This is a genomic window from Bartonella sp. OC68QHHN (assembly GCF_042193875.1).
Classification (GTDB): domain Bacteria; phylum Pseudomonadota; class Alphaproteobacteria; order Rhizobiales; family Rhizobiaceae; genus Bartonella; species Bartonella grahamii_A.
In genome coordinates this window covers 1-14400 of the sequence record NZ_JBHIME010000023.1, presented here as the reverse complement: position 1 = coordinate 14400, position 14400 = coordinate 1, and the positions used below count along the sequence as shown (strand labels likewise).

9 protein-coding genes are annotated in these 14400 nt (G+C 38.3%); 4 read left to right on the top strand and 5 right to left on the bottom strand.

Annotated features, from left to right (window positions below; translation table 11 throughout):
- The gene (gene rnhA / locus ACFIJ0_RS02835) at positions 1-468 is read left to right on the top strand and encodes a ribonuclease HI (protein WP_375624470.1); all 468 of its coding nucleotides are present in this window, start codon (positions 1-3) and stop codon (positions 466-468) included.
- Positions 469-485: 17 nt separating this feature from the next.
- Here the strand turns inward: rnhA and ACFIJ0_RS02830 are convergent, their stop codons facing one another.
- Positions 486-1364 (bottom strand): protein-disulfide reductase DsbD domain-containing protein, encoded by an 879-nt coding sequence (locus ACFIJ0_RS02830; RefSeq protein ID WP_375624468.1) that lies wholly within the window; start codon positions 1362-1364, stop codon positions 486-488.
- Between the two features lie 71 nt (positions 1365-1435).
- Here ACFIJ0_RS02830 and ACFIJ0_RS02825 point away from each other — a divergent pair, with 71 nt between their 5' ends.
- Positions 1436-2020, top strand: a complete 585-nt coding sequence (locus ACFIJ0_RS02825; protein ID WP_375644131.1) for a YqgE/AlgH family protein — start codon at positions 1436-1438, stop codon at positions 2018-2020.
- Positions 2021-2062: 42 nt separating this feature from the next.
- Here ACFIJ0_RS02825 and ACFIJ0_RS02820 read toward each other — a convergent pair whose 3' ends face one another.
- The 4 genes from ACFIJ0_RS02820 to ACFIJ0_RS02805 form a co-directional block, all read right to left on the bottom strand.
- Positions 2063-4948: an EAL domain-containing protein gene (locus tag ACFIJ0_RS02820; RefSeq protein ID WP_375624464.1), complete on the bottom strand. Its 2886-nt coding sequence runs from the start codon at positions 4946-4948 to the stop codon at positions 2063-2065.
- Positions 4949-5348: 400 nt separating this feature from the next.
- On the bottom strand, positions 5349-6623 hold the full coding sequence (locus ACFIJ0_RS02815) for a M16 family metallopeptidase (RefSeq protein ID WP_375624462.1): 1275 nt from the start codon (positions 6621-6623) through the stop codon (positions 5349-5351).
- Between the two features lie 83 nt (positions 6624-6706).
- On the bottom strand, positions 6707-8104 hold the full coding sequence (gene thrC / locus ACFIJ0_RS02810; protein ID WP_375624460.1) for a threonine synthase: 1398 nt from the start codon (positions 8102-8104) through the stop codon (positions 6707-6709).
- Positions 8105-10126: 2022 nt separating this feature from the next.
- Entirely contained in the window at positions 10127-10315 is a 189-nt protein-coding gene (locus tag ACFIJ0_RS02805) for a hypothetical protein (RefSeq protein ID WP_375644132.1), read from the bottom strand.
- 351 nt (positions 10316-10666) lie between these two features.
- Between ACFIJ0_RS02805 and ACFIJ0_RS02800 the strand changes: the two genes are divergently transcribed.
- Complete coding sequence (locus ACFIJ0_RS02800) at positions 10667-12466, top strand: ShlB/FhaC/HecB family hemolysin secretion/activation protein (RefSeq protein WP_375622775.1); 1800 nt, start codon at positions 10667-10669, stop codon at positions 12464-12466.
- A 25-nt stretch (positions 12467-12491) separates the two neighbouring features.
- Positions 12492-14400, top strand: a 1909-nt coding sequence (locus ACFIJ0_RS02795) for a filamentous hemagglutinin N-terminal domain-containing protein (protein ID WP_375644134.1), incomplete at its 3' end; no start/stop codon positions are given.

Genomic DNA, 14400 nt, shown 5'->3' with positions numbered 1-14400 from the left:
ATGGCAAATCAACAAAAAGTCGTTGAAATTTATACAGATGGTGCTTGCTCAGGGAATCCTGGAATTGGAGGATGGGGGGCAATTTTACGTTGGAATGGTCATGAACGTGAGCTTTATGGTGGTAAGGTCCATACAACAAACAATCAAATGGAACTCATGGCGGCAATTTGTGCATTAAAGGCGCTTAAAGAGCCCTGTTTGGTAGACCTTTATACAGACTCAGTTTATGTGCGTAACGGTATATCTAAGTGGATTGAAGATTGGAAAAAGAATAATTGGTGCACCGCATCAAAAAATCCTGTTAAAAATATGGAGCTATGGCAAGCTCTTGAGGATGCTAGTTCTTGTCATACAGTCAGATGGCACTGGGTAAAAGGGCATGCGGGACATCCAGAAAATGAACGCGCAGATGCCCTTGCTCGCAAAGCAATTACTCAATATCGCGAAAATGGACGTTTTCCAGCATAATTGCTTTTTTCTTTATATTACGGAGTCGCAAGAGGGGTTGGCTGCGTATGGAATATGAATGTTCCACTTAAGGCGTGATCTTTAAAAGAAACTGTATAAAAAATTTTTTGGTTTATTTCTTCTGGTGCGAAATAGAGTGGAGCACTGAAGAGTGTATATTCTGCGTTATCACTGACTTTTTTTGCTGCTCCAATTTGTATTTCTCCTCCATCTAAAAAGAGAGAGCAAGGAGTGGTTTTGGCGTTATTTTGTATTTTTATAAGAAGGGTACTTTTATTTTTTTCGGCACTTATTTTTAGTGCATTCTGCATCATGCGGGGCAAAGAATCTTGGGCATTTTTTAAGAAGGAAGCGGGAAGATGTTTATTTTTAAGAGCAGATGGCGAAAAATCAAAGTTAACAGTAAATGGAAGACAGATTTTATTACATAATCCGAGAGTGAAAGAACCACTTAAATTTTTGCTTGAACCAGAAAGATTGAAGGGCAATATTACTTTATCTTTATAGCCTAATGACCAATCATTTTCTGTTTCAAAAAGCTGTGGAGTAGGATAAAAGATTTCATAAGAAAGCTGTTGGTTGAAATTAAAAAATGGTGCCATGCCAGAATTACCTGGATTACGCCAATAAGTTTTCCATCCTGGTTTAAGCACAATCTCAATAATGCCTTCTCTTATTCCAGAAAGAGAAGGTTCAGTGATCGCTAATCGGATACGACCACCATCTGATTCATACCAAGATGTTGCGAAAAGCTGGAGTTTTTGTTCTTTTTGAGCATTTACAGGAATGTTAAGTAATTCTAAAACTATAAATGTTAAGCTTAAAGTAACTAAAAACTTTTTATAAGAGAAAGTTGCGATATTTTGTAAATTTGTAAATATATGACTTTTTTTCATTGGAGTTTTATTTTCCTAGTGTACTAAATGAACAAACTTTTAACATGTAAATTATGGAGAATAACAGATTAATGAAGCGGTGTAATGGTTTTTTAGGTGGACAATTACTCATAGCAATGCCTGGGATGAATGACAAACGCTTTATTCGTTCTGTTATTTATATTTGTGCGCATTCTGATGCCGGTGCGATGGGCATTATTCTCAATCAATTGCATCATATTGATTTTCCAGAGCTTTTGCTTCACTTGGGAGTTATAGACAGTAGCCAAAAAAAAAGTCTTTCTGAATCAATAAAGCAGTTTCCAGTTCGCTACGGTGGTCCTGTTGATCCTTCGCGTGGTTTTGTCATTCATTCAGATGATTATGCTTGTGAAGAAACTGTTTTTATTGCAGATAAGGTCTGTTTTACTGCGACAATTGATATATTAAAAGCGATCAGTTGCGAACAAGGTCCGCAACATGCACTGGTAGCATTAGGCTATGCTGGATGGAAAGCGGGGCAACTTGAGGCAGAAATTTCTACAAATGGTTGGCTAATCAGTTCTACATCACCTAGTTTTCTTTTTGAAAGCGATTTAAGCTGCAAGTATGATAAAAGTTTAACACGCATGGGTATCAATCCAACTTATCTTGCTTCTGAAATGGGACACGCGTAGAGCTTTTTCTAAGCTTTTTAACTTTACACGTTATTTTATCCCTTATGTTTTTATTTTATAAGGGAAATGGCTCTGAACGAGGGTAATTAATTCTTCTATGGCAATCGGTTTCGTTACAAGTGTGCTTTGAACGTATTTACAGCCTTCTTGACGGAGGAAGATTGCTTCTTTTTCATTTTCAACACCTTCGGCGATAATTTGCAAATTAAGATCTGTTGCCATATTAATGATAGACTTCAGAACAATTTTCTTCTTAAGAGAGTCGATTGAGATAAGTGAACGATCAAGTTTAACCATATCAAATGGATAACGCACGAGATAGGTCAGAGACGAATAACCTGTTCCAAAATTATCGAGTGCGAGATTCATTCCAAGTGTTTTAATTTGTTCGAGAAAGTGCGCTGATTGTTCAGGATTATTTCTTAAGACAAATTCAGATATTTCAATCATCAAACGCCCTTTGTGGAGCGGATGGCGAAGCAAAGTGGCGCGCAATTGACTGATAAAACGAGGATGAATCATTTCTGCGCTTGGTAAATTAATTGAAATAAAGAAAGATTGTTGGGAAAACTTTTCTTGTACATTTATAAGATCGATAATGGCATTATCGATGATAAATTGTGACAAATTCATAACAATTTGTTCGTTTTCTACGATTTTTATAAAATCAGAAACATTTAAATTTCCATAAGTGGGATGATGCCATTCTACAATTGTTTCAAAACCAATAATATGTCCGTCTGATAAATTAAGAATAGGATGGTAGAGGATTTTTATCTCATTACGTTTTATGGCATAATGAACATCTTTCTCCAGGGTATTATGTTCGAGACAGAAAGTACGAAAATTAGGACGAAAAGGCTCAATATGGTTTCCACCCATTTGTTTTGCGCGAATCATTGCTAATTCACTATCATTAAAAATATCTTTAGCCGTCGATCGGCTTTCACTCCATGTAACCAATCCGATAGACGTTGAAAGGATTATTTTGTTTTCTGAAAGTGAAATAGGTGCTGAAATTGTTTTGTGCAAATGATCTGCAAATGCTGCGATTTTTTGTGGTTCAGTTTCACTGAGTAAAATAATTGCAAAGCGGTCTGCTGAAAGGCGTGATAAGGTGTCTTGAAAGTTAATGAGACGATTTAAACGACGTGCGATTATAAGTAGTACAGTATCCCCAACTGCTATGCCTAATTTGCGATTAATTTGGCGAAAATTGTCAAAATCAATCATAAAGATAGTCGGTCTAATTTTGATATTTGCTTTTGCTAAAGAGGTATAATTTTGTAGTCTATCAAAGAAAATTTGTTGGTTAGGAAGTCCGGTTAAGCTGTCGTGGATTGCATCATGCAATAAGCGTTCTTCGGATTTTTTATGGTTAGTAATATTGACAATGGTTCCAATGACACGTGTGATTTTTCCATCTTTTTGCATAGCCGGACGTGCACGAAGAGAAAACCAATGATAATAACCACCACCGGAGGAAAGTCGAAAAGTTTGATCGATGCGCCCTTTTTTATTTTTAAGAATGATATCCAATACGGCTTGAAAGCGTTCACGATCATCATGGTGCAAGGCTGAAATCCAGTTGCGCATAGGTCCATTGAGGTTATGAATTTCAGTACCAAAAAGGGTTGCCATGTTTGGATGTACAACAATACGGTCACGCTCAATATTCCAATCCCAAATAATATTTCCAGCTCCCTTTGCTGCGAGTACTTGTTGTTCAAGGTCGGAAAATATTCCTTCGTGGAAAGCGTCATTAGAAAAAGTTTGTTGCAGGACAGTAAAGCTGATGAGAAGAACAATGAGCACTAATCCCCCCGCTAATGCTGGCTGGATAATATCATTGTTTAAATATCCAGCTATGCAGGCATAGGCTCCAAAACACCAAAAGCTAATGAGCAACCATGTAGGAATAAGCATAATGGCGCGGTCATAGCTTCTGATTGAGAAATAGATGATCAATATTATACCAAGCACAGCGGTAAGGCCAAAAGACAAACGCGCAATTCCAGCTGCTCTGATTGGATCATAAATAGCAAAGGCTCCTAGACTGCAAAAGGCAATGGTCCAAGCGATAGCACCGTAACTAAAATGATAATGCCAGCGGTTAAGGCTGAGATAGGTAAAAAGAAAAATGAACAGCGTAGCGGTAAGTGCTACTTCTGTGCTAGCACGCCAGATTGGTTGTGTTGTGAGTGTAACTGCAAAGAATTTATTTAAAAAGTTGAAGTCAATACCAATATAAAAAAGCACTGCCCAGGCAACAGCAGCTGTTGCAGGAAACAGCCCTGTTCCACGGACGACGAAGAGAACAGTTAACAAAAGCGCTAAGAGACCTGATATCCCAAGAAGAATACCATGATAAAGCGTATAAGAATTAATTGCATCTTTATAAGCTTCAGGTTGCCATAAATAGATTTGCGGTAGATTTGCAGAGTTAAGTTCGGCCACAAATGTGACAACAGCACCAGGGTTAAGGGTAATACGAAAGATATCAGAGTTTGCACTAAGTTGACGATCTAGGGAAAAACCTTCGCTTGGCGTTATGGATTGAATCCTTGCTGATCCAAGGTCTGGCCAAAAAAATCCAGAACGCGCCATGCGGTAATGGGGGGCGACGATGAGACGATCGACTTGTTCATCTGTTGGATTTGCAAGAGAAAAAACTGCCCAATTTCCGGAAAATTTTTCATTTTTTGCCTGCACTTCAATACGCCATACAATACCATCTGGTCCTGGCGCTGTACTTGTTTGAAAAATAGAGTTGTTTGTGTGGTGAATTTCAATTGCTTTTGAGAGATCAAGAGCAGCATCCTGAGAAGAAATTTTAACTGGCTCAATCGCTTGTGCTGATGTAAGATGGACAAGATAACTAACGACTACAATGAAAATGATGTCAATTATTTTACGCAAACTCTTCACAATATCCCACTCTCAATATTTTAGGATGTTTAATTTTCATTTCGATTTTTGAGAAAAAACGTCCACCTTTTATAATTTATTTACATAATAAATTGTTATCACTTTTTCTTAAGTTATATAATTTTATATACAAATAGAACACATACTCATTTGCTTCAATGGAATTTGAAGCGAATGAAGTTTTATATTTTAAAAGGGCAAAGTTAAACCATAAATTTCCAGATTTCACCGATATACCTTCACTCATTAGAATCTTTATCATATGAAGTATGAATTGGGTAGTTTTGTACGCCCCTTTGCCCAATATTTCCAAAACTTATTTAATGAGGAGAACTTTTGTGATAAATTTTATGATAAAATATGTGTATGTTATTGTGATACTGCTTTGAAAAGAAGTTTTTTACTTTAACTTGTATGAAAGAGTTGATGTTAAATCATCAAAATTCATGAGGGGTCCTACAGGTCCGACAGCAGTTAGTGTTGGAGTGGAATTTGTAAAAAGACGATGTGCTAAATCAGTTAATCTTTTAGGAGTGATGAGATTGAGGCGTTCAATTGTTTCCGATATTGGAATTGGTCGACCATAAAGGAGTATTTGGCGAGCAATAAGATGTGCTTGACTAGAGGGATTTTCCTGTGACATTGTCAGATTCGCACGATATTGCGTTTGTGCTCGTTGCAGTTCATTGGCGTGAATATTTTTGCTGACCTTGGAAAGTTCATCAAGAATCACAGGAATAAGTTCTTTGAGCCCTTCTTGTCCGGTAGCTGCGTGAACACCAAAAAGCCCAGTATCTGAAAATCCCCAATGAAAAGCATAAATAGAATAGCATAATCCACGTTTCTCTCTTACTTCTTGAAAAAGACGTGAAGACATACCACCACCAAGAATGATTGAAAGAATTTGGGCCGCATAAAAATCACGCGCGTGATAAGCACGCCCTTCAAACCCTAAAACAACTTGTGTATCCATTAAATCGCGATATTCACGAAAGTCGCCACCGACATAATTTGCAAGATTAGTAAGAGGTGCGGTTGAATGGGAGCGAAAAGTACCAAGACGACTTTCAACTTCTTGCAAGAAACTTTCGTGCTTTACAGCTCCTGCAGCAACGACAATCATACGATCTGCACTATATTGTTTATTGATGAAATCATGGAGATCAGTAGATGTAAATGATTGAATAGTTTTAGCTGTTCCTAAAATAGAGCGTCCAAGGGATTGATGACGAAAGGCTGTTTCTGTAAAGTGATCAAAAACAATATCATCAGGAGTGTCATGGGCGGCACCAATTTCCTGAAAGATTACTTGTTTTTCTCGTTCTAGTTCATCGTCGTCAAATTTTGAATGCATTAAAATATCGGCTAAAATGTCTATAGCAAGTGGGATATCGCTTTTAAGTACACGTGCAAAGTAAGCTGTTGTTTCAATACTGGTTGTGGCATTGATTTCACCGCCAACATCTTCAATATCGGTTGCAATTTGAAAAGCAGTGCGGTTTTCGGTTCCTTTAAAAGCCATATGCTCAAGAAGATGAGCAATACCATGCTGTGTGGAGGTTTCATTGCGTGAGCCCACTTTAACCCATATTCCGAGGGCAACACTATCAATTTGTTGCATTGTATGTGTGGCGATAGTCAAACCATTACTGAGGCGACATATATCTACATCCATGTATTTATAACTCCATTAAATAAGCTAAATACCTCATTGTAAGGGTATTAGAATATTCTTGATTTAAATTAATGCAGCTAACTTTAATAAGATGCACGCGATTTCAAAGAAATATAATCTTTTACTATTTTTTCATCATTAGCAAGACTTATAAAGTGTTCTTCGCGTTTCATTACGTCATTGAGATGAGATGGCCATGGGGCATGAAGTCCACAAGCACTTTTAATAGTATCAGGAAATTTAGCTGGATGAGCCGTGGCAAGGACGATCATTGGAATATGCGGTTTTTTGTTTGTACGCGCTACTTGAAGAGCGACGGCTGTATGTGGATCAACAAGATAGCCACTTTCCTTATAGACACTATCAATTGTTTGAGCTGTTGCAGCCATGTTGCTTTTCCCAGCGGAAAATAGGGAACGAATATTTTTGAATTGCTTTTCATCAAGAGTAAAATGTCCTGATTGTTTCAAGTTTTCCATTGCATTGCGAATCCACATTGGATCACGATTACCACTTTCAAAGAGCAAACGTTCAAAATTAGAAGAGACCTGAATATCCATAGAAGGTGATGTTGTATGAACTATTGGTTGTGTTTTGTAAGTACCACTTGTCAATGTACGTGCAAGGATGTCGTTATCATTCGTTGCGATGACCAGTTGAGCAATGGGTAATCCCATACGGGCTGCGACATAACCTGCAAAAATATCACCAAAATTTCCAGTAGGAACAGTAAATGAAACAGCTCTATCAGGAGCTCCTAAGGAAAGTGCAGATGAAAAATAGTAAACAATTTGCGCCATGATACGTGCCCAATTTATAGAATTAACACCTGAAAGCGCTCTTTTTTTACGAAAATTGTGGTCATTAAACATTGCTTTGACAAGAGCTTGGCAATCATCAAAATTTCCTTCAATGGCAATGGCATGAACATTTGAACATTGATTGGTTGTCATTTGTCGTTGTTGAACAGGTGATACACGTCCTTTAGGAAATAAAATAAAAATATCTGAGTGTTCTTTTCCAGCAAAAGCTTGTATCGCAGCCCCTCCTGTATCACCTGATGTTGCAGCAATAATCGTTGCACATCTATTTTTTTCAGTCAAAACATAATCCATCAGTCGAGAAAGAAACTGCATTGCGACATCTTTAAAAGCTAAAGTAGGACCATGAAAGAGTTCAAGGATAAATTCATCTGCTCCAGTTTGTCGTAACGGACAGATTGCTGGATGGTGAAAGGTTGCATAAGATTCAGCGATCATATTTTCAAAAGCTGTATATTCGATTTCGTTATTCACAAAGGGCCACAGAATAGTTTTAGCAATTGTTGTATAGGACTGACCACGAAGTGCTCGTAACGCATCAAATGATAGCTGAGGAAATTTATCTGGCAGATAAAGTCCCCCATCATGAGCCAGTCCAGTCATGATCGTTTCAGTAAAGCCTAGAACAGGGGCTTCACCTCTTGTGCTGATATATTTCATGAATCTTTTCTTTCATTTATTTTCAGTAAACTGATAAAATTCTATATTTCATGTTTTTAACAATATTAAAATTATTAAATGAATGAAAGTTTGTTTGCTTATGCTCATAAATAATGAAGAATCAATGGCATTTTTAAACACTTTAATATAACATCAAGAAAAGTTTTTATATTCACAAAACTTAGCTCTGTCATCCGTTAATTTATTTTAAATTTGTGTTACTTTTTAAATATTTGGATGAATGCACAGAATAGTATTTCTTGAAGAATTTTTTACAAAAACTTAATTGCTAATGTTTATTTTCTGATCTTAACTTTGTGTAATCAAAAACGCATTTATCGTTAATCTCTATTGCATATTATGACTCATGTTGGAGGATTTATGAGGTGATTTCTTGGCATTTCGTGCGCATATTCGATTTAATATCAAAAAACACAATAAATTCAGTGTGTTATATGCAATTATTTTATATGAATCCACTTAAGAATCCACACTTTTATGCATGATTCATTTGACCATTTTTATATAAGATTGCCATGTATGAATAGACCATAAAAAGCTAATCATGATGAAAATATTATAACGCATGTGTGCACTCAAATGAAATGAAAAGTAGATATCATTCATAACAGTTTATAAATTTTATGATACGTTTTTATAATAGTACAAATCACATTGTTTTAAAATTTAGTTGTTTGGAATTATCGATAACATAAATCGCATGCGTTTAAGAATGGTATGAGTTTTGCTCTTTTTTGAACGAAACCTTCAAAGGAATAATCGTTTGAAACTGTCATAAGCTTATGGGTTTAATTTATAAAGATTGCATAAAGGATTTAAAGACAAGATCGCTTTTAAAACCACGGTATTTTTTTACCGGAGTAGGAATAAACAGATAATGAAAATCATAGTGTTATGTCTTATGAAGATTGAAAGCCTTTAAGAATGATATAGCAAGCAAAAAACGTTTTAAAAGTTATAGTTTAAAAGCACAGAGCCCAAATTTGGACTGAGTGATTTTGGTTTCCCCAAATTTGGGGGCACCTATTAAAACAAAGGTAAGCAAGCAAAATACAAAACCATTGTAACATCATAAAGGCATGGGATTTTACTCAATTTTGAGTAAAAGCTGTAATGTTTAAAGAATGCTCTATTATAAGTTAACATCTCTAAAATTGGATTGGTTGTTTTTGCCAACTCAAAATTGAGCCGGCTAATTTATAAAGAAGTTAGGTTTTAAAGTGAAAATACACTTATGAAAGCCTCTCTAAATGAACCTTTAAACATTTTAAAACATAAATGAGATCTTTATGAGAAACGTTTTAAAAATTGATGTTTTATAAGCTTATTATTCGTTCATTTGCTTAAGAGCATTTTCTCTTTTGAGTAAACATAGGTATAGATTTAATAACAGAGCAAATCTTAAAGCCTTCCATTTGTAAAAAACGCTGCTTTTGTCTTATGTGAGATTATTTAAAAAACCAATGCTCGTAAATGTAAAAAACCTTTTTGTTACAAGATATTCACTTAATAAGCATGTTCTTTTGATTGTATTGATAAAGCTACCAAGCCTTTTGATTTGTTCGATAGGTTTGATTTTAGACAATGCGTTATTTGAATTCACTCAGCTCGATTTTGAGCTTGGTATTTTAAAACGCTTTTAAAAGAAGCATTTTGATAATGTGCTTTGTTTTCAATGAATCTCTTTAAAGATAAAGACATTATGATTGATACGTTTGATAGCCAAAACAAGCGTTTATAGGCTCTGTAATTCAAATGAGTGCTTAAAGATCATAGGCATCATTTACGTTTCTTTTAATAAGTTTTCATATCTCTAATAGAGCGCTTGCAATATGATACGTTTTGTATATATGAACTGATTACTCCATGTGGATGATTCATTTTAATCATTAGAATAGACATTTGAAAGCCGCGTCATATCATTTGGCACGGCTTTTTTTGAATTCTCTCTTTTATGATGAGGTTATACCTATTAGACAAGGCGCCGCCCACGCCTGTCATTTATTTGTCTGTATCCGTAGTCTTGATAATATTATCGTTTTCATAAACCTCACATTTTTTGGGAACGACACTTACTTTACTTTGACTGTTTGATTTTGCATTGCCATAGGCTTTACCCCAGATCTTGGCATGATAGGAAACCTTGGCATTGCCATAAACAGAGCCATAAACCTCAGCATAGCCACTCACAATAACATTTTGACGACATGATGTGCTTGATAGGATGATGTCTCATTTATATGCGTGTTGAGTGGCTTAGAGGAGCTGGAGAGTGAATTTATCTCTAATTATTGATAAATATATTGTAGCATTAAACTGGGGATATTGATGTATTAACTATTGACGGGCTAAACAGTTTTGTTTAGAGGTTTTCTCATATAAATGTGGGGGAGAGATCTTCAGCAGTTAAAATAAAGCAGTTTTTCTAGTGTCACTTTTTTGGTCACAGAGGCATGTGCTTTTGTTAAAAGCGTCATAGGGCAGTGGCTGTTTTGAGTGGGCTTGTTAGAGGTTCCATGAAGTTCTTTTGAAGAATGCTTCATGAATAGTGCAAAGCGGGGGCAATCTGTATTGTTTTGTGTATTTTTACGCCAAAATTCTCTTTTGAGAATTTTTCGTGCCATTTTTGTTTTCTTTGGCTTGTTTACAGGTGTAAATGTTTCTGCGCGCTCCTCAGCTATTTTTCATTCCCCAACCGATAATTTTTCTCGTAGGTATTCAGAAAAGCAGCAATTAGAAAGAATTGAGAAATTACGGTCTTTAACGCCTAAAAGGATAAAGACGCCTTCAGAGCAAAATCCAGAAACGCTTTTGGGTGGGAAACAATGTTTTCCCATTCATGCTGTTGTTGTTGAGGGAGTGCATCATGTCAAAAAGCGCTCCATATCAGCCGTCACAGAGCCTTATGTTGGAAGATGTATTGGACTTTCTGATATCCAGATATTAATCAAGCAGTTAACCAAAGTTTATTTGGATCAAGGCTATGTAACGGCGCGTTTTTACATTCCTGATCAAGATATCAAAAACAGCAAGGCGCTCAAATTTGTTGTCGTTGAGGGCAAGCTCTCAGAGATTTACTATAATGGTTCACCGACGTCTCGTTATAACAATGTTGTGTGGAGTGCTTTTCCTGGGCTTCAAGGTCATGTTCTGAACATGCGCGATATTGAACAGGGGCTTGATCAGATCAACCGTTTGAGTTCAGCGCATGCTCAAAGCGAACTTCTTCCAGGGCGTGAAGAAGGGAGCACCATTGTCAATATTAGCAATCATCCTGAGAAAGCTTTCAAGGTTACTGTTTCGCATGACAATATGGGACAAGCCTCCACAGGTTATGCGCGTTATAGTGCGGGCTTGAGGGTAGAAAATATTTTAGGGATGAATGATGCGTGGGATTTTAACTATCAACGCAGTGAGCCCGATTATTGGGGTGGGAGCAAGCAAGAAGGACATAGCAATAACATTTCAGCGAGTGTGAGTATTCCGTACGGTTATTGGACCTTTGGATTGAATGGCACTGTTTATAATTACCAAAGCATAATCCGTGGCAATTTTACCGATATTGAGACGACGGGGGATTCCAGTGAGTTGCACGCCAGTACAAGCAGGGTTCTTTACCGTGATGGTGTTTCGCTTACAACCTTGAATTTAGGTCTTTCTTATAAAAGAACCAACAATTACCTTCTTGGCAATAAGATTGAAGTGGGCAGCCGTCAATATAGTGTCGCCAATTTTGGGATTTCGCATTCGCGCCAGATGTTGGGTGGGACTTGGACCTTTGATGTGAGTTATTTGCAAGGGCTCCCCTTGTTTCATTCTGTCAAGAAGCACGATCCAGGAGCAGGGGATGCGGAGCCACAATTTGCCAAATTTACTGGTACGCTTAGTGTCATGACGCCTTTTAAGGTAGGGGGCTTTGACTTTATACTGAGCAATCTTTTGAGTGGTCAATATTCACCGCATAATTTATTGGGGGCTGAACAGATTTCGTTGGGGGGTGCTTCCAATGTTCGTGGCACGCGTGAGAGTTTGCTTTTTGGCAATAACGGTTTTTTTAGCCGGAATGATTTGTTGCTACGCACCATTCCGTGGAGCAATCACGCGACCTTCAAAAAAGTTTTTGGAGAACTTCGCCCTTATGTTGGTTTGGATTATGGGCGTGTGTTTTCGCAAGTTTTGTATGGGGTTAAGAGTGATCAGCTTGCCGGTTGGACAGCGGGTGTCAAGCTTGCGGGGGGCATGGTCTCTCTTGATGCCAGTTATTCGAGTATTTTCTGGAGCACAGTTAAGCACAAAAAATCAGGAGGAACGGCTTTTGTGACATTAACAATGGAACTTTAAGCATTTTTTATTGGGGAGTTAAAACATGAGATATGAGAAGAGAGAAGAAAGAGCAGCTTTATTGGGCGTTTTAGTTTCCAGTACGATGCTCAAAAAGGTTTTATTTGGGGGACTTGGTTTTTCTTGTTTATTCGCACCTTCAGCGTTACAGGCACAAATTACTGTGGATCCTAACGCAGGTAGCGCATATCGTCCGGATATAGTGGCAGCGCCCAATGGGGTTCCCTCCATTGATATTGTTACCCCCAATGGCAAGGGCTTATCACACAATAAATATTACGATTTTAATATTGGAAATCCGGGTGTGATTTGGAACAATCATGCGCAAGAAGTAGGGCAATCGCATTTGGGGGGCATTATGCCGGGCAATCCGCATTTGCGTGTTACGGGTTCGGCGAAAGTGATTTTAAATGAAGTCACCAGCAGCAAGCGCAGTGCGCTTCATGGTCCAGGAGAGGTTTTTGGGCGTCCAGCCGATGTGATTATAGCCAATCCCAATGGAATAAGCTGTGATGGTTGTGGTTTTATCAATACACCCCATGCAACCTTAACCACAGGTGTTCCCGAAATTGATGCGAGCGGTTTTTTGAAAGGCTTTGAGGTGCGAGGTGGGGATATTACCTTTGGCGCCAAGGGAGCCAATTTTTTCTCTGGCCAAGGGGCTGTTGATATTGTCGATATTGTCTCACGCACGGTGCATTTTGAAGGAGCTGTTGCGGGCAGAGAAATTGGAGTGACAGCAGGGACGGGTCACTTTGATTACGCTTCACGGGAAATGAAAGAACTGACCGATATTACCGGCAAACCGGAATATGCGATAGATGGCTCTGCTTTGGGGGCTCTACAGGCGGACAGAATAAAACTTGTGGCAACGGAAAAAGGTGTTGGGGTTCGCATGCGCCATGATATGGCAGCCAATGCGGGGCAGTTACGCCTTTCTGCTGATGGGAAAATCTCGTTGAAGAATGTTTTTGGTCATGGGGGTGTTGTCCTCAAGTCGAAAAGCCAGAGCGTATTGGCAAAACACATCACCTCGAAAAAGCATATTGATATTGCCGCACATAAGGATGTGACTTTAGAAACGGTTGGCGCTGATGGTCATTTAAAAATAGAGGCGCAGGATGGGCTTTTATCGATTGCCGGTAAGGCAACATCTGGGGGCAATATGGAGCTGTCTTCGCGCCAGACTCTTAAAGTTGCTGGGCTAGGGTCAGGCGCTGATATGGCTCTTGAATCGGTCGAAGACTTGAAGCTTGAGGGGATTGTTTTAGCGCAAGGGAACCTCAAGGCACATGCCGGTGGTGATATAAAGGCGCAGCTTTTAGCCGGTGGGGTTGATATGGCAGCAACGGGTGCTTCTGGTGTTGTTGTTCTTGGCACCCAAGGGGATGTTGATCTCCAGAGCAGTCAAGGTGCGATTGTCGCTAAAAGTGTTTATGGGGCAGGAGATATTACCCTGGTTTCTCATAACGGGCTTTCTGTTACTCAAATAATTCTGTCGCATCAAAATGTTGCCATTTATGCACAACCAGAAACAAATGCCCCCGTTCATTTTGGACAACTTTTAGCTCATGGCAAGGCAAATATTGAGGGCGGGGCGGTTGAGTTTTCTTCGCTGATGACGGGTGAAGAAGCTGTTTTAAAGGTTGGCAGCCTTGATGCAGGCACACTGATGACAGGTGTCGTTTCTACGGGCGGTTCAGGGGATCTTGTTTTAGATGAAAAGGGCTTTCTTTTTATTACAGCAAAAGAAGGGGTGAATGTTGGGCAGATTGCCAGTGGTGGCAATATTGAAATTTTTGCTGGCAACGACATTTATTATGATCAGGTCATGGGCTATGGTAGCGCAACTCTAACCTCTGTATCAGGAGAGATCAGTGTTGAGAATGTGTTGTCTGCTGAGGGGGATGTGAGATTGACGGCAAACACTCTCG